The organism is Micromonospora sp. NPDC049230, from assembly GCF_040647875.1.
Taxonomy (GTDB): Bacteria; Actinomycetota; Actinomycetes; order Mycobacteriales; family Micromonosporaceae; genus Micromonospora.
On the sequence record NZ_JBEZCZ010000027.1, the window covers coordinates 19,904 to 42,965 of the forward strand.

Consider the following 23,062-nt stretch of genomic DNA (forward strand, 5'->3'; position numbering starts at 1 on the left):
GATGCGCGAGCTCGACGCCACCAGCGTGTCCCTCACCCTTGTGGATGCCGGTCGATCGGCAGGCCGAAGAGGGGGAACAGGTCGGCCCGGTGGAAAGCCAGCACTGCGGAGACGCCGGCTTTGGTCAGGGTCAGCACCTGGAGCGTGTGCGCGTGGAAGGCGTTGTCCCGTCCGCGCACGTAGCAGGCGAACGCGGGCTGCCCGTTCGCGGACGTCTCTACCATGATCCGCTGGCCCTCCTTCGGCAGCAGCTTCGCCCTCAGCAGACGCAGTACGTCCTCGCGACCATCGAACCAGGTGGGAATCGGCGGCATCTCCCAACGGGTGTCCTGAGTCAGCAGGCGTTCCAGGGCGACCAGATCGGTTTTCTCGAACGCTTCGGCATACTGGTCGAGCAGCGCACGGCGGGCTGGTTCGTCTGGTTCGCTGAACTGGTCCTCGACCGGTGCGAGTTTGGCGAGTTCCGCACGCGCCCGCTGGAGCGAGCTGTTCACCGCCGCTGTCGTCGTTTCGAGTAGATCCGCTACCTCGGATGCCTGCCACGCCAGGACCTCCCGCAGAATCAGCACTGCGCGCTGCCGAGGCGGCAGGTGCTGCAGTGCGGCAACCATCGCCAGCCTGAGGCTCTGCCGAGCCCCGACGACCAGAGCCGGGTCAGCGTTCCCCAGGAGATCCGGGAACGGCTCCAGCCAGGTCGCCTCCAGCGCCTGCGCCTCCAGGGAGGCGGGATCGGTGCCGGGAGCACCCAAAGCCGATGGCACCAGCCGGCGGCTGCTGTGCTGCAACGCGCTCAGGCAGACCCGGGTAGCGATCCGGTGGAGCCAGGTCCGCACTGACGAGCGTTGCTCGAACTCGGCGAACCCCCGCCACGCACGCAGGTACGTCTCCTGTACCGCGTCCTCCGCGTCGTGTGGTGAGCCGAGCATCCGATAGCAGTGCGCCACCAGCTCACCCCGGAACTGCGCGAACTCGTCCTCCAGGTTCAACGCAACTCCTCCACCGGCTCCTGACGAGCAGCCAACGCCCTCGGACCGGGACCGGGCCGTGAGACGATCCCGAGTCCGGAAAGTGCTCCGAGCAATGACAGCACGCCGCACACGGCCAAGGCCCGGGTGAATCCCGAAGTGAAGGACTCGTAGCCGCCGGCGGCGGCGAACACCGCGGCCAGGACGGCGACTCCGGCGACTCCACCGAGCTGCCGCATCATGGCGTAGGTGCCCGAGGCGATTCCCACGGCTTCCCGCGGCAGCGCGCCGACACTGGCGCTCTGCGTCGCGGGCATCGCCATGGAAACGCCGCAACCGGCCACGATCAGGGGCAGCACCAGCCCGGAGTACTGGACCGAGTCGTCGGCCACCTGGCTGATCCGGAACATGCCGATGGCCTGTAGAGCCAGTCCCGTCACGACGAGCGGGCGTTCGCCGATCCGGTCCACCAGACGCCCGGCGATCGGCGCTACCAGGAAGAGTGTGGCGGTCCAGGGCAGAAGCTGAAGCCCGGCCTTCAGCGGACCAGAGCCGAAAGCGACATGCATGAACTGGGCCGAGAAGAACACCGCGCCGTAGAGGGCGGCGGTGAGGAAGAAGCCGGCCGCGTTACCGGCGGAGAACGCCCTCGAACGGAAGTAGGACAGCGGCACCATCGGTTGCGGAGCGCGACGCTCCCAGGCCAGGAACGCCAGCAACAGGAGGGCTCCGAGAGTGAACGAGCCGATCACGGGGAGGCTGGTCCAGCCTGCCACCCCGCCGCGGACGACGCCCCAGACGATGCCGAGAACGGCGAGGGTGATCAGGACTCCGCCACGGAGGTCCACCTGGCGAGTCACTCCCCAGCTCTCGGGGATCTTGCGAAGCACCAGCGGGATGGCGAGCGCTCCGACCGGCACGTTGATCCAGAAGATCCACTGCCAGGCCAGACCCTCCGTCACAGCGCCGCCGATCATCGGGCCGCCCAGCACGGCCAGGCCGGTCAGACCGCTGAAGATTCCGATCGCCCAGCCGCGGCGTTCGGGTGGGAAGGCGGCGCCGAGCAGACCCATCGCGAGCGGCATCACAGCGGCGGCGCCGATGCCCTGGAAGGCGCGGGCGGCGATCAGCCAGGGCACCGAGGTCGCCAACGCGCAGGCGGCCGAGGCGATGGTGAAGAAGGCGAGGCCGGCCGTGAACGTCCGGCGTCGCCCCCACCGGTCGCCGATCGCCGCCGCGGTTATCAGCAGCACCGCGAAGCTGAGGCTGTACGCGTTAACCGTCCATTCCAGCTGTTCGATCGAGGCACCGAGGTCCTGCCTGATCGTGGTCAGCGCTGCCGCCACCACCAGGACGTCGAGCGCCACCATCAACGAGCCGATCGAGGTCAGGCCCAGCACCCAGCGCTGCTCGACGGTCGTCCGCTCCTTGCTGCTCACGGGGTCCTCCAGAAGGTCGCTGTCACTGGTACTGACCACGGCGGAGGGCCGGAGTAATCGCGGCGATGAGTTTCCGGGTTTCCCGCGGTCAGTACCAGTGACAGCGACAACCAGCGAGGAGAGCCCGATGAGTGCGGCAGTGATCCGCTACCAGACCACGCCCGAAGCGGCGGACGAGAACCAGCGCCTGATCGAGGACGTCTTCGCCGAACTGGCGGCCACGGCACCACCCGGCCTGCGGTACAGCTCCTTCCGGCTGGCTGACGGCATCACCTTCGTCCACGTCGTCGATGGCGACGGCCTCCCCGAACTGACCGCCTTCCAGGAGTTCCAGCGCAGCTTCGGCGAACGTATCGCCGCCGGCCCCACCCGCGACGACGCCACCCTTGTCGGCTCGTATGACGCGGCGATGCTGACCGTCGGCAGTTGACCGCTGGGCCCGAGCGGCAGCGGACGACGAGGCAATCACGAGAAGGCTCGGTGCTCATGGTTGGTCTGCCGGCACCGATCACCAGTGGTAGGTCAGGTTCACCGCCAGCGCCGCCACCGTGGTGGCGAAGAAGACCGCCCACCCCACGAGGTGGCGGGAACCCACCCGCAGGTGGGCGATGAGCGCTCCCACGAAATACAGCACGAGGCCGACGGCGGCGAGTGTGCCCAGCAGCGGCACGGCGAACCCGGCCAGCAGTCCCAGGGAGTTTGCCGCCAGCGCCAGGCCCAGCCGGGGCAGCCACGAGTGTGGCACGCGCTTCATGTCGGCCTGGGCCTTCGGGTAGTCGTGGCCGATCAGGTAGGTGACGGCGGCGATGCCGGTGAAGACCGAGGCGAGAATCGTGACCGTGACGTAAGCGGTGAACATGAGCCCTCCCTGTGGTTGTCTGCCTCAGGGACGGATCGCTGTCGCGGTTTGTTACCGGCGGTGCGGTGACCTGCGGCACAGCGGGTGCCATGCCGGCTCGGGTCGGGCGTCAGACGCAGCGTGGGCTGCGGGAGACCCACAGCCCACACCTGTGCCGACGACGTGTCGGCCGCGGTCAGAGGAACGCGTACATCTCGGCGGAGGCCGCCTCGGTCTCGCCGGCCGGCGGAGCTTCCACGGTGACGGGCTTGCCGAAGTCGCTCATCCGCATCTCGGTGACGAGGTCACCCAGCGACTTCGTGGCGATCGTGTAGGAGAGCATGGTCATGCGCCCGTCGGCGTCGAGGGTCGCCTCGAACGGGATCGCCGTCGGGTCCTTCGCCAACTTGGCGGACGCCTCGATGCCGTCCTTCATTCCGGCCTCGGTGCTGGCTGCCGCGGCGGCCTTGTTGAGATCGGCGACGCCGGTGTACCGGCCCTCGCCGGTCTCCTGGGCGGACACGGTGCCGCCGATGAGGCCGGTCTGCGACTTGAAGTCGAACGACTGGCGCAGCGTGCTGCTCGGCTTGAGTTTGCTGAGATCGATCTTCATCCAGGGCTTCTTGCCTTCGAGCGAGTCCGACTTGAGGTAGGCGGCGTCGCCGATCATCCGCACCTCGATCGGCTCCGGAGCCTTACCGCTGATCTGGACCGCGCGGGCGGCCGGGTCCATCTTTCCGCTGAGGGTGATCGACTGGGCGCCGGCCTTGACCGAGGCCTGCATGCTGAGCGCGCCGGCGAGGCTGCGGTCCATGCCCTGCTTGACGGCGGCGACGGGGTCGGCCTTGGACGTCGCCGGGGCGGCGGACGAACCGGGCGTCGCCGGCTTGTCGGAATTGGTGCCACAGCCGCCAACGAGGGCGACGGCGAGGGCTATCGAAAGGGTGGGTATCAATCGGCGCATAGACGTGACCCTAATGGGCGACCGCCACCCGGTTTTGCCCGTGGTGGCGGCGCGGCAGGCCAGGGTGGGTCAGTCGCGGGGGATCAGACCGTCGGCAGCTGCCCAGCTCGGCTGAGCACCTGGTCGATGAGGCCATAGTCCTGAGCCTGCTCGGCGGTGAACCACCGGTCCCGGTCCCAGTCCCGCTGGATCTCGTCAAGCGTCCGTCCACTGTGTTGAGCGATCAGCTCCTGCATCGTCCGCTTCACGTGCAGCATGTTCTCCGCCTGGATGGTGATGTCCGAGGCGGTGCCACCCATTCCACCTGACGGCTGGTGCATCATGATCCGCGAGTGCGGCAGCGCGTACCGTTTGCCGGCCGCGCCCGCGCAGAGCAGGAACTGCCCCATCGAGCCGGCGAACCCGAGCGCCAGGGTGGCCACGTCGTTGCGGACGTAGCGCATCGTGTCGTAGACCGCCATCCCCGCACTCACCGACCCGCCCGGCGAGTTGATGTAGAGGAAGATGTCCCGGTCGGCGTCCTCCGCGGCGAGCAGCAGGATCTGCGCGCAGATCTGGTTGGCCGACTCCTCGGTCACCTCGGTGCCGAGGAAGACGATCCGCTCTCGCAGCAGCCGCTCGAACACCTGGTCGCCAAAGGACGGCTGCGCGCCGTCCAGCATCCGCACGCCGTGGGAGATCATGTTCCGCCCGCCTTCCACAGTGCCGGGGAGCGGTGGGACCGCCCAATGGACCGGCCCCTCCAGCGTGCGGCGACAGTGGTCGTCGGCCCAGTGATTCTGCCGCCGGCAGATTCGCCGACGGCAGAACACGCGCGGCCTACGCGGCGATCACCCGCCGCGCGCCCGCCCGGGCCTGCGCACAACCACGCAGAGCGGCGGTACGCGGACCGGAGCGCGAGCCACCAGCGGAGGCCATCGCTCCGACGCAGAGGGTCGGGCCGCTCGCCCCGGACACCCGGTGCAGGACCGGCCTGCTCGTCCGCAGGGCGTGCTGGCTCGTGTCGTGGCGAGCCGCCTCGGCCCGTTCCAGCCGGGGGAGTTGTGCCCGTGGCCCGGCCGGGACGCGCGGCTCCACCCGGCGCAGGTCGTCGCGGGCCTCTTCCAGCAGGTCGGAGAGGCGGATGCCGAGCGCCCGGCAGATCGCCGCGAGCACCTCCGAGGAGGCCTCCTTGCGGCCGCGCTCGACCTCGGACAGGTAGGGCACTGAGACACCGGCGGACGCGGCCACCTCACGCAGCGTGCGGCCCTGGCTCTGCCGCAGTCGGCGGAGCACTCCGCCGATGACTCGTCGCAGCAACGACATGCCGGCCTCACTTTCGCGGTCGTCGTCGGGAACACCCTCATCATGCCCGTCTCCGGCCGTTCGGGCCGACCCGTCCGCGCCCGCGCCGCTCGACGACGCTGGTCCGCTGTGCAACCCGGACGTGCCGGGCACGGCGTACCCGCTATGTTGTGCTCGTGCAGGCGACGGCGGCGGGGCAGGTTCGACGGTGATCCATTTTCCCGCGCAGCGCCGGGGCCCGCTGAGCGCGCTGAGCCTGCGGCTCGCCGCAGCCCTGGGCCTGGTCTTCGCCGTTGTCGCCGCGGTCTATCTGGGCCGGGACGGCTACCGCGATGTCAACGAGGACGGCCTCACCCTGCTGGACTGCTTCTACTACGCGGTCGTGTCGCTCTCCACCACCGGCTACGGCGACATCACGCCGGCCGCGCCGTCGGCCCGGCTGGTCAACGTCCTCTTCATCACTCCGGCCCGAGTGATCTTCCTGATCATCCTGGTCGGCACCACCCTGGAAGTTCTGACCGAGCAGTACCGGACCGGCCGTCGCCTGTCGCGGTGGAGGAGAAGCGTGAAGGACCACGTCATCATCTGCGGCTACGGCACCAAGGGGCGCAGTGCGGTCTCCGCCCTGCTGGAGAACGGTCTGGACCGGTCGCGGATCGTTGTGGTGGAGCGCAGCGCGGCCGCCCTGCGGCAGGCCACCTCCGCCGGCCTGGTGGCGATCGAGGGCTCGGCCACCCGCTCGTCGGTGCTGAACGAGGCGCACGTCAAGAACGCCAAGGCCGTGATCATCGCGACCGACAGTGACGACGCGTCGGTGCTCGTCGCGCTCACCGTACGGCAGCTCACCGCCGGCCAGGTCCGGATCATCGCGGCGGCCCGCGAGGCGGAGAACGCGCCGCTGCTCAAGCAGAGTGGCGCGCATCACGTGATCGTCTCGTCGGCCACCGCGGGCCGACTGCTCGGCCTGTCCACCTCGGCCCCGCCGCTGATCGACGTGGTGGAGGATCTGCTCACTCCGGGTCAGGGCATGGCGTTGGCGATGCGCTCGGCGGAGCGGGACGAGGTGGGTCGTTCACCACGCGAGTTGGAATCGTTGGTGATCGCGCTGGTGCGGCGCGGCAAGGTGGTCACCCTGGCCGACCGGGCCGGCGCGGTGATCGAGACCGGCGACATGCTGGTGCACGTACGCGACGACCGCCCGCAGTCGGCGACGACCGCCTGATCGTCCCTGGGTGACCGCTGGGCCGTGTTGGCCGGCGTGACCGCCGTGCCGTCGAGTGCCGGCTGGGCCCCGGTGGTGGTGCCTGGTCAGCAGGTGTCGTCAGTGCCGTGGATCGCCTCGGTGCACGTGACCGACGTGCCGCTGGAGGCCCGGCTCAGCAGCTTGTAGAGCGTCTCCCGCTCGGTGGGATCCAGGGCGCCCAGCACCTCGTCCTCGGCACCGGCCAGGGCGCATTCGGCCTCACTGAGCCGTTTTGCCCCACTTTCGGTGAGTTCGACGACGTGCCGGCGGCGATCCTCGGGGGAGCGCCGACGCTCGATCAGCCGCTCCGCCTCCAGGTCGTTGAGCAGCCCGACGATGTTGGTGCTGTCCATTTCCAGGATGGCGGCGAGCGCCTGTTGGCCGGTGCCGCCGCCGGCGCGCAGCACGGTGAGCGCGACCAGGTGCCGGGGGCGTAGCCCCAGCGGTGCCAGCACCGACTCCGACCGCAACCGCATCCGCCGGGCCAGATGGTCCAGGAGTGCGCCCGAGCGGTGCTCTGCGGAGTCGAGCGGCTGCGCGGACATGTGACCCAGTCTACCGACTCAGCGGAACATCGGCCTGCTATAAATAGTTGGTGCTGCACAGACGATCCTTGGAGGAGAAGTAATGCATCTGTTGCATATCGACTCGAGCATTCGGGGTGACTGGTCGGTCAGCCGTCGACTCACCGCCCGCGCGGTCGCCACGTGGCGTGCGGCCCACCCGGACGGCACTGTGACCTACCGTGACCTGGGCGCGGATCCGCTGCCGCATCTGGACGCGGCCGGCGGCCTGGCCCGGATGACGCCCGCGGACCAGCACACCCCGGCCCAGCGCGAGTCCTGGGAGCTCAGCGAGCGGCTGGTCGACGAGGTGAAGCAGGCCGACGTGGTGCTGCTCGGCCTGCCGCTCTACAACTACGGCGCGCCCAGCAGCGTCAAGTCCTGGGTCGACCACCTGATCGTTCCCGGGCTGGCGTTCGACCCGACGACGCAGGAGGGCCTGCTCGGCGGACGCGAGTTCGTGGTGCTGGCCACCCGGGGTGGCGGCTACGGCGAGGGCACCCCGCGCAACGGCTGGGACCACGCCGAGCCGTGGCTCCCGCACGGCCTGTCGATGACCGGGATGCAGCCGCGCTTCATCAGCGCCGAGCTGACCCTGGCGCCGTCGGTGCCGGCGATGGCCGAGCTGGTCCCGCTGCACGAGGCGAGCCTCGCGGCGGCCGAGAAGGAGATCGACAACCTCTGGACGCCGGCCTCCGCCCAGCGCTGAGCCAACGCCCGGTACGAACGAGAGCGGCCGCCCCCGGATCGGGGACGGCCGCTCTCGTCAGGTTGGACGGGTCAGAGAATGGTCCAGGTGTCGCCGCTGGCCAACAGGCCGGCGAGCTGCTGCTCGGGGGTCTCGGTGACAGTCGCCTTGGCGGCCGCGAGCTGACCCTGCACCACGCTGTCGTAGGACGGTCGGTCCACCGAGCGGAACACCCCGATCGGGGTGTTGCGCAGGTCCAGGCCGGGCAGCCGGGACAGCGCGAAGGCGTACGCCGGGTCGGTCACCGTCGCGTCGTGCACGACGATCTCCTCCGGGCGGACCGAGCTGGTCTCCCGGACCTCCAGGCCGAAGGCGCCCGGCGGGTGCACCACGCAGAACTGCCCGTCGGCGCCGAAGGTGATCGGCTGGCCGTGCTCCAGGCGGATCAGGTAGTCGTCCCGGGTGGACGGGTCCTTGAGCTGCTCGAACGCCCCGTCGTTGAAGATGTTGCAGTTCTGGTAGATCTCCACGAACGCCGAACCCTCGTGCTCGGCGGCGGCCCGCAGCACCGACTGTAGGTGCTTGCGGTCCGAGTCGATGGTCCGGCCGACGAAGCTGGCCTCCGCGCCGAGGGCGAGCGAGAGCGGGTTGAACGGGGCGTCCGCCGAGCCGGCCGGGGTCGACTTGGTGACCTTGCCGACCTCGGAGGTCGGCGAGTACTGACCCTTGGTCAGACCGTAGATCCGGTTGTTGAACAGCAGGATCTTGAGGTTGACGTTGCGCCGCAACGCGTGGATCAGGTGGTTGCCGCCGATGGAGAGCGCGTCGCCGTCACCGGTGACCACCCAGACCGACAGGTCCGGCCGGGACACCGACAGGCCGGTCGCGATCGCCGGGGCGCGGCCGTGGATCGAGTGCATCCCGTACGTGTTCATGTAGTACGGGAAGCGGGACGAGCAGCCGATCCCGGAGACGAAGACGGTGCGTTCCCGCGGGATGTTCAGCTCCGGCATGAACTGTTGGATGGCTGCCAGGATGGCGTAGTCACCGCAGCCGGGGCACCAACGCACCTCCTGGTCGGACTTGAAGTCCTTGGCGGTGAGCTTGAGGGCGACGGGCTCAGACATTCTTCAGGACCTCTTCCAGCGTCGTCTCCAGCTCGGCGGCCGTGAACGGCAGGCCACGGACCTGGTTGTAGCTGATCGCGTCGACCAGGTAGCGGGCCCGGATGACGTGGGCGAGCTGGCCCAGGTTCATCTCCGGGATGACCACCTTTTCGTACGAGCGCAGCACCGCACCGAGGTTGGCCGGCATCGGGGCGAGGTGCCGCAGGTGCGCCTGGGCGATGGACAGGCCGCGCTGGCGCACCCCGCGGCAGGCCGCGCCGATCGGCCCGTACGTCGAGCCCCAGCCGAGGACCAGCACGCGGGCGTCGCCGTCCGGGTCCTCCACCTCGATGTCCGGAACCGGGATCGCCTCGATCCGGGCGGCCCGGGTGCGCACCATGAAGTCGTGGTTGGCCGGGTCGTAGGAGATGTCACCGGTCTTGTCGGCCTTTTCCAGGCCGCCGATGCGGTGCTCCAGCCCGGCGGTGCCGGGGATCGCCCACGGACGGGCCAGCGTCTCCGGATCACGCAGGTAGGGCAGGAAGGTGGTGCCGTCGTCGCCGTTGGGCTCGGTGGCGAAGTCGACACGCAGGTCGGGAAGCGACTCCACGTCGGGCAGCAGCCACGGCTCCGAGCCGTTGGCCACGTAGTTGTCGGACAGCAGGATCACCGGCGTGCGGTAGGTGAGCGCGATCCGCGCCGCCTCCAACGCCGCGAAGAAGCAGTCAGATGGTGACCGGGGCGCGATCACCGCGACCGGTGCCTCACCGTGCCGACCGTAGAGCGCCATGTTGAGGTCGGCCTGCTCGGTCTTGGTCGGCATGCCGGTCGACGGGCCGGCGCGCTGCACGTCCACGATCACCAGCGGCAGCTCCAGCGCCACCGCGAGCGAGATCGTCTCGCTCTTGAGCGCCACACCCGGGCCGCTGGTGGTGGTCACGCCGAGCGACCCGCCGTACGACGCGCCAAGCGCCGCGCCGACCGCGGCGATCTCGTCTTCGGCCTGCACGGTGAGCACGCCGAAGCGCTTGTGCTTGCTCAGCTCGTGCAGGATGTCCGACGCCGGGGTGATCGGGTACGCCCCGAGGAAGACCGGCAGCCCGGAGCGGACCCCGGCGGCGACGAGCCCCAGCGAGAGCGCCGCGTTGCCGGTGATGTTGCGGTAGGTGCCCGGCTTCATCCTCGCCGGCTTGACCTCGTAGCGGACCGCGAAGTCCTCGGTGGTCTCGCCGAAGTTCCAGCCGGCCTTGAAGGCGGCGACGTTCGCCGCGACCAGCTCCGGGCGGGACGCGAACTTGCGCTCCAGGAAGCGCAGCGTCGACTCGTACGGTCGCGAGTACATCCAGGAGAGCAGGCCGAGGGCGAACATGTTCTTCGACCGCTCGGCGTCCTTCTTGGACACCTGGTGGTCGGCGAGCGCCCCGACCGTCATCGAGGTCAGCGCCACCGGGTGCACCACGTAGCCGGCCAGCGAGTCGTCGTCCAACGGGCTGGTCTGGTAGCCGACCTTGGCGAGGTTGCGCTTGGTGAACTCGTCGGTGTTGACGATGATGTCCGCGCCGCGCGGCAGGTCGGCCAGGTTGGCCTTGAGAGCTGCCGGGTTCATCGCCACCAGCACGTTTGGCGCGTCGCCCGGGGTGAGGATGTCGTAGTCGGCGAAGTGCACCTGGAAGCTCGACACACCGGGCAGGGTGCCGGCGGGAGCCCGGATCTCGGCGGGGAAGTTGGGCAGCGTGGAGATGTCGTTGCCGAGCTGCGCCGTCTCCGAGGTGAACCGGTCGCCGGTCAACTGCATGCCGTCGCCGGAGTCACCGGCGAACCGGATGACCACCCGGTCGAGTTGACGGATCTGCTTGGTCACTGTGCCACCTTCGTTCGCGACTGCGGGGCTGGCAAAACCGGTTCACTTTTCGCGCTCACGCCTCGCTGCGCGCGGGCGCGCGGGCTGAACATGATGGTGACCTCGCCTTGCCCGGCCACGGAACCTCCTTGACGCGACGTTTCACCGCACCGCCTCAGGCGAGTCCGGCAGCTGTCGTACCCTCACCCGAGAGCCTACGTCTAAGGGGGCCCTAACCACTGCTGGAGGTCCGCCGACTGGGACCGACCCGGGTCGGGTATTGCCCTGGTTTGCGGTCTTACGCCCCGCCCGCCGTAATTCAGATCACCACCCGGCCACACCGGCGACCCCGGGCACGCGTGGTCGGGGTCGCCAGTCGATCAGTCGGCGGTGTGGGGCGCGGGCTCGGGCCCCGAGCCGGAGAACCGGCGGCGCAGCGACGTGAAGGCCAGCGTGAGAGCCAGCACCACGAGCAGCCCGGACACCACGATCAGGAGGATCGCGGTGCGCCGCACCGAGGTCGTCCCGCCGTCGTCGGCGGCGGCACCCCCGGGGAGTACGCCCTGGGAGCCGGTCGGCGCGGGCGGTGAGACCACAGGCGTGGCCAGCGCGGCCGCCGCGGTGATCCGGAAACTCATCTGCACCTGCCGGGTCGGGCCGCTGCGCGGGTCGAGTCGACCGATCACGGCACCGGACGACGGCGTCTCCCGCTGGGCCTGCGGCGTCGCCTCCACCGGCAGCCGCACCTCGACTGTCCCGCCCGCCGGCACCGGGCCCGCATCGCACCGGGTCCGGGTCTCGTCGACCGCCACACAGCCGGGCGGCGGGGTCGGGACGGTCACCCCGGCCGGCAGGAGCACCTCGACCTGGCCGGCGGCGTCCACGGTGCCGGTGTTACCCAGCCGGAGTTTGAGGGCGCTGGCGGTACCGCTGATGTCGAAGGCGACCTCGTCGGCGGCCAGCGTGATCCCGGGCACCGGTGGACCGGGCGGGAAGAGCACCGCGAAGCCCTGGTCGTCGACCGCCTCCCCGGGCACGCCGGGCGCGTCCGCCACGACCCGGACGGAGCCGGCGAGCGGCATCTTCTGCCACGCGCTGCCGTCGACCCGCAGGCGGAGCAGAGCGCTGAACCGGACGCCGGCTCCGGTCGTCCAGGCCCCACAGGTGTACGCGCCGCCACCGGCGGCGGCGCAGCCCTTCGTCCCGGCGTCGGTCAGCCCGGCCGGCAGCGTGTACGAGAGGCGGATGCGTTGCGCGGTCGTGCCGGTGTTGTTGACAGTCACCTGGAGGGTGGCCGCCGTGCTGGCCGCGTTCCAGTACGCCCCGGTGAGGGTGACGTCCTGGGTGGTGACCTGCACGCCGAGCGGGTTCGGCGGCGGTGCCTCCGGACCCGGCGCCGGCGGGCGGACCGGCGGGACCGGTGGAGCCGGCGACACCGGGGGCGCCAATGTGGGTGCTCCGCCCGGCGCGGGCGCGGCGTTGCTCGGTGCCGGCGACACCTCCGGCGCGCTGGTCTGCGGTGCCGGCGGCGTCGTCTCCGGTGGCGGCGCGGTGGTCTCCGGCGCCGGGTCGGTCGGCACCGGGTCCCCGCTCGGCTCCTCGGTCGGGGGCGGGTCCTGCGTCGGGCTGGCCCCGGGGTCACCCCCTGGTTCGCTGACCGGGTCGGTCACCATCACGACCGGGTTCGCGCCCGGCGTCGCCGCGCTGGCCCAGGCCGGCCCGACGGCGAGCGCCGCGAGCAGACCGAGTGTGAGCGAGACCGCCAGCAGGGACGCGGGCCGCGGCCCCTCCGCCCGCGTACCGGGCGATGCCTTCGGGCGGGCCATCTGTCCTCCGGTGACATGGGTGGGGGTCCAATATCCGTAACAGTTGCCTCGGCGCACTAGTCCCGTGTGGAAACAAATCCGTAACGTGTTTGGGACGGCCGCTCCGGGCGGGCGGTAAGCTCCCGACTGTGACCGGATACCTGGGCTCGTACGCGACGCTCGGGCTCCTGCTGCTCGCCAGCGTTCTGTTCTTTGTTACGGCGTTCTCGGCCAACCGGGTGTTACGCCCCGCGCGTCCGGCCGATCCGCCCGGCAAGCGGGCCAGCTACGAGTGCGGGCTCGACCCGGTCGGCGCGGACTGGGCGCAGATGCAGATCCGCTACTACGTGTACGCGTACCTGTACGTGCTGTTCGCGGTCGAGGCGGTGTTCCTCTTCCCGTGGGCGGTGGTCTTCGACCGGCCGGGCTTCGGTCTGGTGACGGTGGTGGAGATGGCCGTGTTCGTGGCGGTGCTGGCACTCGGCATCCTCTACGCCTGGCGCCGGAACATCCTCCGCTGGACCTGAGCGTTCCGACCTCCGGCGATCGTGCCGGTCGGCCCGGCCGTTGACGGTCGGTCGCGGCGACGACAGGTCAGGCCAGGCCGCGGCGGGTCGCTGCCGGCGGGCGGTCGCCCCGGATCGAGGCCACCATGTCCAGCACCCTGCGCGTCGGGCCGACCTGGTGGGCCCGGAACACCCGGGCGCCCAGCCAGGCCGAGATCGCGGTCGCGGCGAGCGTCCCCTCCAGCCGTTCGGGCACCGGCAGGTCCAGCGTCTCACCGATGAAGTCCTTGTTGGAGAGCGCCACCAGCACCGGCCAGCCGGTGCCGGTCAGCTCGCCCAGTCTGCGAGTGATCTCCAGGGAGTGCCTGGTGTTCTTGCCGAAGTCGTGTGCCGGGTCGATGAGGATGCCGTCGGGGCGTACCCCGGCCGCCACCGCGCGCTCGGCGAGCCCGGTCACCGTCGCGACGACGTCGGCGACCACGTCGGTGAATGCGGCGCGGTGCGGCCTGGTCCGGGGGACCAGGCCACCGGCGTGTGCGCAGACCAGGCCCGCGCCGGTCCGCGCTGCCACCCGGGCCAGGGCCGGGTCGGCACCCGCCCAGGTGTCGTTGAGCAGGTCGGCGCCGGCCGCCACGGCCTCCGTCGCGACCTCGGCACGCCAGGTGTCGATCGAGATCACCACCTCGGGGAACGCGGCCCGGACGGCGGCGATGGTGTCCACAGTGCGGCGGATCTCCTCGACGACGTCCACCTCCACGCCGGGGCCGGCCTTCACCCCGCCGATGTCGATGATCGCCGCGCCCTCGTCCACGGCCCGCTCCACCGCGCGCAGGGCGCTGTCGGCGGCGAACGTGGCCCCCCGGTCGAAGAACGAGTCAGGTGTGCGGTTGATGATCGCCATCACCACCAGCTCGTCGGGGGCGAACGTGCGCCCGCCCAGCCGAAGCGCCCCGGCCATGCCCGCCTCCCGAGAGTCTGCCGCCGCCGCCGCGTCGGCCGACCCCGACGCTAGTCGCTAGCCGGGCCGCGATCGTGGGCGGCGTCGGTACGGATCGTGATCGGGACGGGTGGCGGGGTCGCTACCGGCCGGCTGCCGTGCCACGATCAGTACATGGGTCAGCTTCTGCTCCTCCTGGTCGTGGCATTGACGGTCGCGGCGGTCGTATTCGGCGTGACGGTGCTGGTCAGCGGCCGTGATCCCGGTCTGGTGCCCGCCGAGCCGGATTCGCAGGCCGTGGCGTTGCCCGGCACCCGGCCACTGCGTGAGTCCGACGTGGGCGCGGTCCGTTTCGACACCGCTCTGCGCGGGTACCGGATGTCCCAGGTCGATCAGGCGATGCGCCGTGCCGCCTACGACATCGGCTACAAGTCGGAGCTGATCGGCGTACTGGAGGCGGAGGTCGCCGCGTTGCGTGAGGGCCGCACCGACGACGCGGACGTGCTGCGTGACGCCCGCGAACAGTCCGCCAGCAAGGCCGCGTCCGCGGACGCGGCCCAGCCCGACGCGGCCCAGCCCGACGCGGCCCAGCCCGACGCGGCCCAGCCCGACGCGGCCCAGCCCGACGGCGCGGAGCCCGACGTCGCGGCGGCCTCGCCGACCGACGAGGCGGGCTCCGGGGCCACCCCGGTCGGCGCGACCGGCACGGGCCCGCTACCCGCCGCCACCTCGTCACCTGCGGATTCCGACGGCGTGGCAGTCGTTTCCGCGAGCGACGAGCCGGCCGACCGTGAGCAGACCGACGGCACGCCCGCCGCCGGCACCGGGCAACACGGCGCGACGGTTCGGTCGGAGTCGGCATGACCGGGCCGGGCGGGGCGGACGATCTTCGTGAGGCCGCCCACCCCGGCGCCGGTGAGGTAACCGCCACAGTGATCGTCGACGCTCCGGCCGAGCGGGTCTTCGCCGCCCTGCTCGCCTGGGAGCGTCAGTCCGACTGGATCCCGTTCACCCGCGTCCGCGTGGTCGAGGGCGACGGGCGCGAGGGCAGCCGGATCGAGGCCGTCACCGCGCTCGGCCGGGCCGTGCTGCGCGACGAGATGCGGGTGGTCCGCGTCGACGAGCCGTACGAGATCGGCGTGGTGCACTACGGCCAGTTGCTGCGCGGCCCCGGTGTGCTGCGCTGCACGCAGTTGGGCCGCGACCGCACCCAGGTCGTCTGGCACGAGTGGTTCCACCTGCCGGGCGGCCGGGCCGGTCGACTGGCGTGGCCGGTGCTCTGGCCCGGCTCCAAGCTCGGCCTCACCCAGGCGCTGAAGAGGTTCGCCCGTCTGGTCGAGCAGGGCCGGCTGCCCTGAGCGCGCCCGGCGCCCTGCCGGCCCGGCGGCGGGGACGGGGTGTCGGAGCGATGCCCTAGCGTGTACGACGTGACTGACCTGGTGATCGGTGCCGACGGGCTGCCCCGTTGCGCCTGGGGGTCGAGCACCCCCGACTACGCCGTCTACCACGACACCGAGTGGGGGCGGCCGCTGCACGGCGACGACGCGCTGTACGAGCGGATGACGCTTGAGGCGTTCCAGTCGGGGTTGTCCTGGCTGACGATCCTGCGCAAGCGCCCGGCGTTCCGGCTGGCCTTCGACGAGTTCCACATCCCGACGGTCGCCGGCTACTCCGACGCCGACCTGACCCGACTGCTCGCCGACGCCGGCATCGTCCGTAACCGGGCCAAGATCGAGGCGGCGATCGCCAACGCCCGCGCCGCCCTGGAGGTGCCGGAAGGGCTGTCCGCGCTGCTCTGGTCGTTCGCCCCGGCGCCCCGACCCGCCCGCCTCACCTCGTTCGCCGAGCTGGCGCCGATCACCGCGGAGTCGACGGCGATGGCCAAGGCACTCAAGAAGCGCGGCTTCCGGTTCGTCGGCCCGACCACCGCGTACGCGCTGATGCAGGCCACCGGCATGGTCGACGATCACATCGTCGGCTGTCACGTCACCCGCTGACCGGCGACATGATGGGATGGCAGGCATGACGACCGAGACCGCGTACCGGGCCGGCGGATCCGGCCGTGCCGACGGCGTGGGCGCCTGGGCGGTGCTGCTGCCCGCCGAGCGGTACGAGGCCGAGCGGCTCGTGCACCACGACACGTTGGAGCTGACCGGGCTGGCCGACATCGCCCGGCCGGGGCCGGGAGACCAGGTGGCGGTGCTCGTCGACGCGCCGCCACGGCTGGTCGCGCTCGGCCGGGTCAGCACGCCGGGTCGGCGCCACCGGGACGACCCGGACGACCCACAGTCGCCGGTCGAGCCGGAGACCGTCGTCGTGGCGTACACCCGGCGGGTCTTCGACGAGCCGGTGCCGGCCGACCTGCTGACGCTCGACGGGCCGGTCACCGCCCTGGACCCGGCGGCCTTCCGGGCGCTGGCCGACCAGCTCGGCCCGCCCCCGGCCCGGCGCACCTGGCTGGTCAGCCTCGACCTGCCGATCGAGGCCGCCACGCGGGCCGAGGCGGTCCGGCTGTTCTGGTCGTACGTGCAGGAGTTGGGCCCGCGTGAGCTGCCCACCTTCGTCTCGCCGTCCGGCGACGAGCTGGCCATGCAGGCGTTCGTGCTGGGCGAGCAGGCCAACCAGGATCCGGAAGAGGACGACTAGAAGAGCTTGTCCACCCGTCCCCGCCAGTGGGCGAGGATCGGGCCCGGGTCGGTGTCCAGCACCCGTTCCAGCAGCGTGGCGTAGACGTCCCGGAAGTCGGTGGTGTATTTCAGGTCGCCGTCGTCGAGGTCGGTGAGGCTGGGCGGCGCGCCGTGCCAGCCACCCCGGACACCCGCGCCGAGCAGCAGCACGTCCGAGGCGGTGCCGTGGTCGGTGCCGTCCGAGGCGTTGGCCCGGACGCGACGGCCGAACTCGGAGTAGACCGCCACCACCACCTTCCGACCCGCCTCGGTGCGACTCATCCGGTCGGCGAGCCCGGTCAACGCCCGGTCCACCTGCCCCAGGAGGACGGCCTGCAACTGCTTCTCGTCGGCGTGGGTGTCGAAGCCGCCGAGCGACACCGAGAAGGCCCGGGTGGACACTCCCGCCTCGACGCACTGCGCGACCAGGTCGAGCTGCGCGTCAAGTGGGGTGCGTGCCCCGCCGGTCGCGGTGGCGGGCGCCTGCTCGCCGTCCGGGTCCGCCGCGTCCGGGTCGGCGGAGTCGCGTACCTGGCGGATCATCTCGTCCACCGACCGCAGGTCGGCGAAGCAGGCGGCGGCCCGGCCCCGGGCCGTCGACTCACCCGCCTCGGCGGCGGCGAGCGCGGCCAGCGTCTCGGCGGGCAGCCCCTTGGCGGCCTTCCGGTCGGCCACCGGCACGGCCGCGCCCGCGCTCCGCTCCCCGGCCAGCAGTGGCGGCAGCGCCGGCTCGAAGGAGACCGCCAGCCGGGGGTCGCCACCGGCGGAGTCCAGCCAACGACCCAGCCAACCGGTGTTGCCCGGGCGGTCCGGCTGCGCGGTGTGCCAGATGTCCATCGACCGGAAGTGGCTGCGGTCCGGCTTCGGGTAGCCGACCCCGCGCACGATCGCCAGCCCACCGCCGGACCAGCGCCGGTGCAGGCCGGCCAGTGCCGGGTTGAGGCCGAAACCGTCGTCCAACCGCAGCACCTCCCCATCCGGGTACGCCAGCTCGGGGCGGGCCGCCCGGTAGGCCGGATCGGCGTACGGGATGACCGTGTTGAGCCCGTCGTTACCGCCGTAGAGGGTCACCAGCACCAGCGTGCGGGCCTGCGGATCGCGGTCTCCGCTGGTGTCCAGCAGGTCCCGCAGACGGTACGCGCCGGCGCCGGCGGCCAGCGCGCCCGCGCCGACCACCCCGCTGGTCAGCAGGAACCTGCGTCGGGTCTGGGTGTCCATGTCGACTCCTCCGCTCAGCTGACTGTGTATTCGGGGCTGACCAGGCCGGCGGCCAACAGCTTGCGGGGCTCGCCGGCCAGCGGGGTGAGGGCGGCGCGGGTGCGCGCGCTCCAGCCGTCGACCACCAGTAGTCGGGCCAGCGCGTCCGGCCGGCCGGCGGTGGGCGCGGCGGTCAGCCGGGCCAGCACCGCCGGTGCCACCGCGGCGGCGAGCATTCCGGCCGTGCGCAGCCGGGCCTGCAACGACGAGGTGGTCAGCCAGGCGGCCCCGGCCGGCCAGCCGCCCACGCTCGGCGGTCGCAGCGGCACCTGGTCCAGCGCGTTCAGTCCGCCCAGTAGTTGCTTGTGTTGCTGCTCGGGCAGGGCGGAGGGTCGGATGCCCAACTGCCGCAGCGCCCCGACCAGCCACTCCACCGGCTGCTTGACGAGCGTGCCCCGGGTCTGTGCGAAGGCCGGCGCCGAGAGGATCGCCCGCAGGGTCGCGATGGTGTCCGTCCCGGCCAGGCCCTGCGGTGCGGGGACGTCGGTGCCGGCGTAGCGGAACCAGAGCCGCCCGGCCACGAAGGTCGCCGCCGCGGGTTGGGCGGCCAGCAGCCCGGCGTACGACTCGGCGTCGAACCGGCCGCTCTGCCCGAGGATGGTCTTCGCGCCGGGGTCGTGCCGTTTGGCCTCGAACCGGGCCACCCCGGTACGCCTCTCGACAACCCAGCCCGTCAGGGCGCGCGCGCCGGCCTTCACGTCCGCCTCGGAGTAGGCGCCGATGCCGAGGGTGAACAACTCCATCAGCTCGCGGGCCAGGTTCTCGTTCGGCGCCTTGCGGGTGTTCTTCTGCCCGTCCAACCAGATGATCAGGGCGGGGTCGCGCACCATCGCGGCGACGAGTGGGCCCAGCGGCCCCCGTCCGTGCCGGCGCAGCGTGTCCAGTTGGCCCTGCATCATCCGGGCCGACTTGACCTTCTGCGCGCTCGTCGCCCAGTGCCCGTGCCAGAAGAAGATCAGCTTCTCGGTCAGCCCGTCCTCGGCGGCCACCATCCGGTCCAGCCACCAGCCGGTGACCTGCTGGAGCTGCTTGCGACGCTCCGCGTTGGCCTGCTGCCGCTGCTCGCGGGTGGAGTCCTTGGTCAGCCCGGCGTACGGGTCGGGGGACAGCGTGGGGATCGGAGTGGCCGCCGCACCCCGGTCCGTCGCGGGCGGGGTGAGCAGCCGGTCCAGGGTCGCTGCCGGTCCGGCCCGCTCGGCGGCGTCCACCTCGTCTGCGGTCGGCCCGAAGGTGGCCCGGCGCAGCAGGTGCGCCACCGCTTCACGATCGCTCATACCGGCCGACGCTAGGCCGCCCGTGTTCGAGGACGGTAAGGGCGGCGTGCGAATCGCGTTCAGCGTCCCTCGAAGACCGGTTTCTGCTTGGCGACGAAGGCGAGCGTGGCAGCCCGGTGATCGGTGGTGGCGCCGCAGATCGACTGGGCCTGCGCCTCGGCCGCGAGGGCGTCGGCGAGGGTGCCGGCGTCGGCGATGGAGAGCTGCCGCTTGATCGCCCCGTAGGCGACGGTCGGTCCGGCGGCGAGGCGAGCGGCCAGCTCCTGGGCGGTCGGCAACACCAACTCGTCGTCGTCCACCAGGCGGTTGAGCAGGCCGATCCGGCAGGCCTCCTCGGCGCGGACGGGCTCGGCCAGCAGCAACAGCTCCACCGCCTTGGCGTGGCCGACCAGCCGGGGCAGGGTCCAGGAGGCGCCGGTGTCGGCGGCGAGGCCCACCTTGGCGAAGGCCATCAGGAAGCTGGTGGTCGGGCCACCGATGCGGATGTCGGCGAGGAACGCCAACGACGCGCCCGCGCCGGCGGCCATGCCACGAACGGCGGCGATCACCGGCTTGGGCAGGTTGGCGAGCCGAGCGGCGATCGGGTTGTAGTGCGCCCGCACGGTGCCCAGGGGATCACCTGCGGAGTTCTCCAGTGTCGACACGTGTTCGCGCAGATCCTGACCGGCGCTGAACGAGCTGCCGGCACCGGCCAGCACGACCGCCCGGCAGGACCTGTCGGTCTCCAGCTCCGCCAGGGCGTCCCGCAGCGCCTCCTTCAGCGCCACGTCGAGCGCGTTCATCGCGTTCGGACGGTTCAGCGTGAGGGTGACGACGGCGTCGGTCCGGTCGACCAGCAGCGGCTCGGTCACGTGTCTAACGACCCTTCTGTCGGACGAGGCGGTTACCGGAATCGAGGCACTGTTCGACGTACCGGTCCGCGGCCGGACGCAGGCGGGCCGCGTGCCGGTCGAAGAAACTGGCCGCGGCGGTGCCGGGCCAGCGTTCGGGCAGCAGCGCCGGGGGCAGCTGCGGGTCCCGGAAGAGGAACGTACGCCACGCGTGCACGAGCCGGAACCGGGTCGCGTACGCCTCCTCGTCGCTGCTGCGCACTGTGACGGCGGAGAGGAGTGGGCGCTGGTCCGCGACGAACCGCTCGTAGGCGCGGCCGATCTCGGTCAGGTCCCATGCGCGCCGGACCACACCCATCGCCCCGGGGGTGCCCGAGAAGTGCGAGGCGGTGAACCGCTCGAACCGGATGCCGGCCTCGGCGAGGATCAGGTCGACGTCGTCGGCGGGGCGGGTCGCGACCCAGGTCTGCTCGTCGAGCGTGCCGTAGCCGAGGAAACTCAGGTTGGCGGCGAGCCGCTGCCGGTCCCGTCGGGAGCCGGGGGCCTCCAACACCAGCAGATCGAACCGACCGTCCCAGGTGACCCGGCCGGTCCGGTAGATCCGCGACGCTGCCTCGTCGAGTCGCCGGGCGGCTTTCGGTGTGATCGAATAGCCCGGCCCGGAGATCAACCGCAGCGGTTCGAGCCAGCCCTGACGCACCATCCGGGACACGGCGGTGCGAACGGCGGGCGGTGCGATTCCCAGCGGCGCCAGCAGCTTGACCAGGGCAGCAACCGGTGCGCGGCCACCCCTCGGTCGGAGGTGGTCGCCGTACAGGTCGAAGAGTGCCGACCGTGCCTGCATGACCGCACATTGTGACAGGCCTTCTCAAGATAAGCTAGATGCTGTTACATCAATGCTGCTCCGGTTTGGGTCCGGCGGTGTTCATCAGGGAAAATCGTCTGTCGACACCCCCGCGACCGTTGCGGGTGGTCGTGACGAAGTGGCTGTGGGGCAACCCACCGACCCTGGTGTAGGTCTGAGGGGAGACAACATGGCGGCGATGAAGCCGCGGACGGGCGACGGTCCGCTGGAAGTCACCAAGGAGGGGCGGGGCATCGTCATGCGGGTCCCGCTGGAGGGCGGTGGCCGGCTCGTCGTCGAGATGACTCCCGACGAGGCCAACGCGCTCGGTGACGCGTTGAAGGCGGCGGCCGGCTGAGTAAGGAGTGGTCCGGGCGGCTTCCACCGCCCGGAGCGTTCTTCGGGCCCTGAGCCACCGGTATCGCCGGTGGCTCAGGGTCTTCATCGGCGCGGGCAGGCGGGCTCGGTTCCGCTCCGCGACACTTCCCTGGAGGTACGGTTCCGCGTGCTCGCCATCCGTCTGATCGCCGAGCCCGACCGGCTCGACGTCCTCGTCCTGCCTGTCCGTCCCGCCGATGCGGCAGCGGGAGGTGACGCCTCGGCCGAGCCCGTGTCGACAGTCACGACGCCCCCTGACGGCACGGCCGGGGAGGCAGCCGCGCTGGTGCCGGCGGCCCGACTGACTGGCCGAGCCGGCGAGATCCACACCCAGCTTCGACCCGGTCGTACCCCGGGCCGGCTCCTGCTGCTCGGCGTCGGCGACGGTGACGAGGCGGCCTGGCGGACGGCAGGCGCAGCCCTGGCCCGCTCCGGCAAGGGTGAGACGCATATCACCATCGCGCTGCCGGCCGAGGTCACTCCGGCCGCGGTGCGCGGGCTGGCCGAGGGGCTGCTGCTCGCCCCGTACCGGTACCGGCTGACCGAGGCAGGCGACCCGCCGGCGCTCAGCGGCGTCGACCTGCTGCTCGCCGACCCGGCCGCGTTCGAGGCCACCGTCGCCACCGCCCGGACCACCGCGGCGATGACCCATCTCGCCCGTGACCTGACCAACACCCCCTCGTCGGTGAAGACCCCGCAGTGGTTCGCCGATCAGGTGACCTCCGCCGCCGCCGACCTGCCGGACCTGCGACTGCGGGTCCGCGGCCCGGCCGAGCTGGCCGCCGAGGGCTTCGGCGGAATCCTCGCCGTGGGCGGTGGCTCGGCCAGCGGCCCCCGACTCGTCGAGCTGGACTGGCACCCCGCCGACGCGCGTACGCACGTGGTGCTTGTCGGCAAGGGCATCACCTTCGACACCGGCGGCATCTCGATCAAGCCGGTGCCGGCGATGAAACTGATGCGCAAGGACATGGCCGGCGCGGCCGCGGTCGTCGCCGCCACCCTCGGCGCCGCCGCGCTGCGGCTGCCGGTCCGGATCACCACGTTGGCCCCGCTCGCCGAGAACATGGTCAGCGGCTCGGCGTTCCGCCCCGGCGACGTCATCCGGCACTACGGCGGCACGACAAGCGAGACGACAAACTCCGACGCCGAGGGCCGTCTGGTCCTCGCCGACGCCCTGGCGTACGCGGTGCAGCAGCTCAAACCGGACCTGCTTCTCGACCTGGCCACCCTCACGGGTGCCAACGCCGTCGCCCTGGGCAAGCGCACCGCCGCCCTCTACAGCGAGAACGACCAGCTGGCCGCCGACGTGCTGGCCGCTACCGAGGCGGCCGGCGAGTCCGCGTGGCGGATGCCGCTGCACAACGACTACGCCGAATATCTCGGCAGCGACATCGCCGATCTCTACAGCGCGCCGGCGCAGGGCGCCGGCTCGGTGCTGGCCGCCCTCTACCTGCGCGAGTTCACCGGCGAACTACGGGACCGCTGGCTGCACCTGGACATGTCGGCCCCGTCCTGGGCGGACGGCGACGACGCCGAGGTCAGCCGCGGCGCCACCGGCTGGGGCGTGCGCTGGCTGCTGCGCTGGCTATCCAGCGTCTAGGCTCCGCGCGTCGAGGTTCCCCCCGCGATCTTGCA

The 23,062-nt window shown here is 71.6% G+C and carries 25 protein-coding genes; 10 read left to right on the forward strand and 15 right to left on the reverse strand.

Annotated elements, in window-relative coordinates:
* Positions 1–32 precede the first annotated feature (32 nt).
* Positions 33–986: a sigma-70 family RNA polymerase sigma factor gene (locus tag AB0A95_RS21820; protein ID WP_357557590.1), complete on the reverse strand. Its 954-nt coding sequence runs from the start codon at positions 984–986 to the stop codon at positions 33–35.
* Positions 983–2,404: an MFS transporter gene (locus AB0A95_RS21825; protein ID WP_357557591.1), complete on the reverse strand. Its 1,422-nt coding sequence runs from the start codon at positions 2,402–2,404 to the stop codon at positions 983–985. Before AB0A95_RS21825 ends, AB0A95_RS21820 begins: the two co-directional genes overlap by 4 nt.
* 127 nt (positions 2,405–2,531) lie before the next feature.
* Between AB0A95_RS21825 and AB0A95_RS21830 the strand changes: the two genes are divergently transcribed.
* Positions 2,532–2,834 (forward strand): hypothetical protein, encoded by a 303-nt coding sequence (locus AB0A95_RS21830; RefSeq protein ID WP_357557592.1) that lies wholly within the window; start codon positions 2,532–2,534, stop codon positions 2,832–2,834.
* Positions 2,835–2,912: 78 nt separating this feature from the next.
* On the opposite strand, the gene AB0A95_RS21835 is transcribed toward AB0A95_RS21830, so the two are convergent.
* The 4 genes from AB0A95_RS21835 to AB0A95_RS21850 all read right to left on the reverse strand — a co-directional run bounded on the left by AB0A95_RS21835 (position 2,913) and on the right by AB0A95_RS21850 (position 5,511).
* Positions 2,913–3,263, reverse strand: a complete 351-nt coding sequence (locus AB0A95_RS21835) for a DoxX family protein (protein ID WP_357557593.1) — start codon at positions 3,261–3,263, stop codon at positions 2,913–2,915.
* Positions 3,264–3,438: 175 nt separating this feature from the next.
* Positions 3,439–4,206, reverse strand: a complete 768-nt coding sequence (locus AB0A95_RS21840) for a hypothetical protein (RefSeq protein WP_357557594.1) — start codon at positions 4,204–4,206, stop codon at positions 3,439–3,441.
* 83 nt (positions 4,207–4,289) lie between these two features.
* A complete protein-coding gene (locus AB0A95_RS21845; RefSeq protein ID WP_357557595.1) occupies positions 4,290–4,889 on the reverse strand; it encodes an ATP-dependent Clp protease proteolytic subunit in 600 nt (199 codons plus the stop codon).
* Positions 4,890–5,025: 136 nt separating this feature from the next.
* Complete coding sequence (locus AB0A95_RS21850) at positions 5,026–5,511, reverse strand: helix-turn-helix domain-containing protein (RefSeq protein ID WP_357557596.1); 486 nt, start codon at positions 5,509–5,511, stop codon at positions 5,026–5,028.
* Between the two features lie 187 nt (positions 5,512–5,698).
* Between AB0A95_RS21850 and AB0A95_RS21855 the strand changes: the two genes are divergently transcribed.
* Positions 5,699–6,712: a potassium channel family protein gene (locus tag AB0A95_RS21855; protein ID WP_357075897.1), complete on the forward strand. Its 1,014-nt coding sequence runs from the start codon at positions 5,699–5,701 to the stop codon at positions 6,710–6,712.
* An 86-nt stretch (positions 6,713–6,798) separates the two neighbouring features.
* Here AB0A95_RS21855 and AB0A95_RS21860 read toward each other — a convergent pair whose 3' ends face one another.
* The gene (locus tag AB0A95_RS21860; protein WP_357557597.1) at positions 6,799–7,278 is read right to left on the reverse strand and encodes a MarR family winged helix-turn-helix transcriptional regulator; all 480 of its coding nucleotides are present in this window, start codon (positions 7,276–7,278) and stop codon (positions 6,799–6,801) included.
* Between the two features lie 82 nt (positions 7,279–7,360).
* Here AB0A95_RS21860 and AB0A95_RS21865 point away from each other — a divergent pair, with 82 nt between their 5' ends.
* Positions 7,361–8,005 (forward strand): NAD(P)H-dependent oxidoreductase, encoded by a 645-nt coding sequence (locus AB0A95_RS21865; protein ID WP_357557598.1) that lies wholly within the window; start codon positions 7,361–7,363, stop codon positions 8,003–8,005.
* A gap of 71 nt (positions 8,006–8,076) precedes the next feature.
* On the opposite strand, the gene AB0A95_RS21870 is transcribed toward AB0A95_RS21865, so the two are convergent.
* The 3 genes from AB0A95_RS21870 to AB0A95_RS21880 all read right to left on the reverse strand — a co-directional run bounded on the left by AB0A95_RS21870 (position 8,077) and on the right by AB0A95_RS21880 (position 12,756).
* Complete coding sequence (locus AB0A95_RS21870) at positions 8,077–9,111, reverse strand: 2-oxoacid:ferredoxin oxidoreductase subunit beta (RefSeq protein ID WP_357557599.1); 1,035 nt, start codon at positions 9,109–9,111, stop codon at positions 8,077–8,079.
* Entirely contained in the window at positions 9,104–10,951 is a 1,848-nt protein-coding gene (locus tag AB0A95_RS21875) for a 2-oxoacid:acceptor oxidoreductase subunit alpha (protein WP_357557600.1), read from the reverse strand. Before AB0A95_RS21875 ends, AB0A95_RS21870 begins: the two co-directional genes overlap by 8 nt.
* 359 nt (positions 10,952–11,310) lie before the next feature.
* The gene (locus tag AB0A95_RS21880) at positions 11,311–12,756 is read right to left on the reverse strand and encodes a hypothetical protein (RefSeq protein ID WP_357557601.1); all 1,446 of its coding nucleotides are present in this window, start codon (positions 12,754–12,756) and stop codon (positions 11,311–11,313) included.
* A gap of 128 nt (positions 12,757–12,884) precedes the next feature.
* Between AB0A95_RS21880 and ndhC the strand changes: the two genes are divergently transcribed.
* Positions 12,885–13,262 carry an NADH-quinone oxidoreductase subunit A gene (gene ndhC, locus AB0A95_RS21885; protein WP_088986508.1) on the forward strand — a complete coding sequence of 126 codons (378 nt, stop codon included), beginning with the start codon at positions 12,885–12,887 and terminating at the stop codon, positions 13,260–13,262.
* Between the two features lie 67 nt (positions 13,263–13,329).
* Here the strand turns inward: ndhC and folP are convergent, their stop codons facing one another.
* A complete protein-coding gene (folP, locus tag AB0A95_RS21890; protein ID WP_357557602.1) occupies positions 13,330–14,199 on the reverse strand; it encodes a dihydropteroate synthase in 870 nt (289 codons plus the stop codon).
* A 153-nt stretch (positions 14,200–14,352) separates the two neighbouring features.
* Here folP and AB0A95_RS21895 point away from each other — a divergent pair, with 153 nt between their 5' ends.
* The 4 genes from AB0A95_RS21895 (at position 14,353) to AB0A95_RS21910 (ending at position 16,824) form a co-directional block, all read left to right on the forward strand.
* The gene (locus AB0A95_RS21895; RefSeq protein ID WP_357557603.1) at positions 14,353–15,042 is read left to right on the forward strand and encodes a DivIVA domain-containing protein; all 690 of its coding nucleotides are present in this window, start codon (positions 14,353–14,355) and stop codon (positions 15,040–15,042) included.
* The gene (locus AB0A95_RS21900; protein WP_357557604.1) at positions 15,039–15,536 is read left to right on the forward strand and encodes an SRPBCC family protein; all 498 of its coding nucleotides are present in this window, start codon (positions 15,039–15,041) and stop codon (positions 15,534–15,536) included. Before AB0A95_RS21895 ends, AB0A95_RS21900 begins: the two co-directional genes overlap by 4 nt.
* 69 nt (positions 15,537–15,605) lie before the next feature.
* Entirely contained in the window at positions 15,606–16,175 is a 570-nt protein-coding gene (locus AB0A95_RS21905; protein ID WP_357557605.1) for a DNA-3-methyladenine glycosylase I, read from the forward strand.
* Between the two features lie 25 nt (positions 16,176–16,200).
* Positions 16,201–16,824: a hypothetical protein gene (locus AB0A95_RS21910; protein WP_357557606.1), complete on the forward strand. Its 624-nt coding sequence runs from the start codon at positions 16,201–16,203 to the stop codon at positions 16,822–16,824.
* On the opposite strand, the gene AB0A95_RS21915 is transcribed toward AB0A95_RS21910, so the two are convergent.
* Genes AB0A95_RS21915 through AB0A95_RS21930 form a run of 4 tightly spaced genes read right to left on the reverse strand, consistent with a single transcriptional unit; the run spans position 16,821 to position 21,049 of the window.
* Positions 16,821–18,062, reverse strand: coding sequence for a DUF1501 domain-containing protein (locus tag AB0A95_RS21915; protein ID WP_357557607.1), 1,242 nt, complete (start codon positions 18,060–18,062; stop codon positions 16,821–16,823). The two genes, AB0A95_RS21910 and AB0A95_RS21915, sit on opposite strands and share 4 nt — an antisense overlap.
* 14 nt (positions 18,063–18,076) lie before the next feature.
* Positions 18,077–19,375, reverse strand: coding sequence for a DUF1800 domain-containing protein (locus AB0A95_RS21920; protein WP_357557608.1), 1,299 nt, complete (start codon positions 19,373–19,375; stop codon positions 18,077–18,079).
* Positions 19,376–19,434: 59 nt separating this feature from the next.
* Positions 19,435–20,226 (reverse strand): enoyl-CoA hydratase-related protein, encoded by a 792-nt coding sequence (locus AB0A95_RS21925; protein ID WP_357557609.1) that lies wholly within the window; start codon positions 20,224–20,226, stop codon positions 19,435–19,437.
* Between the two features lie 4 nt (positions 20,227–20,230).
* The gene (locus tag AB0A95_RS21930) at positions 20,231–21,049 is read right to left on the reverse strand and encodes a PaaX family transcriptional regulator C-terminal domain-containing protein (protein WP_357557610.1); all 819 of its coding nucleotides are present in this window, start codon (positions 21,047–21,049) and stop codon (positions 20,231–20,233) included.
* A 190-nt stretch (positions 21,050–21,239) separates the two neighbouring features.
* On the opposite strand from AB0A95_RS21930, the gene AB0A95_RS21935 reads away from it, so the two are divergent.
* Both AB0A95_RS21935 and AB0A95_RS21940 read left to right on the forward strand, forming a co-directional pair.
* Complete coding sequence (locus tag AB0A95_RS21935) at positions 21,240–21,407, forward strand: DUF3117 domain-containing protein (RefSeq protein ID WP_007455245.1); 168 nt, start codon at positions 21,240–21,242, stop codon at positions 21,405–21,407.
* Positions 21,408–21,554: 147 nt separating this feature from the next.
* Positions 21,555–23,027, forward strand: a complete 1,473-nt coding sequence (locus AB0A95_RS21940; protein ID WP_357557611.1) for a leucyl aminopeptidase family protein — start codon at positions 21,555–21,557, stop codon at positions 23,025–23,027.
* The last annotated feature ends 35 nt before the right edge of the window (positions 23,028–23,062 follow it).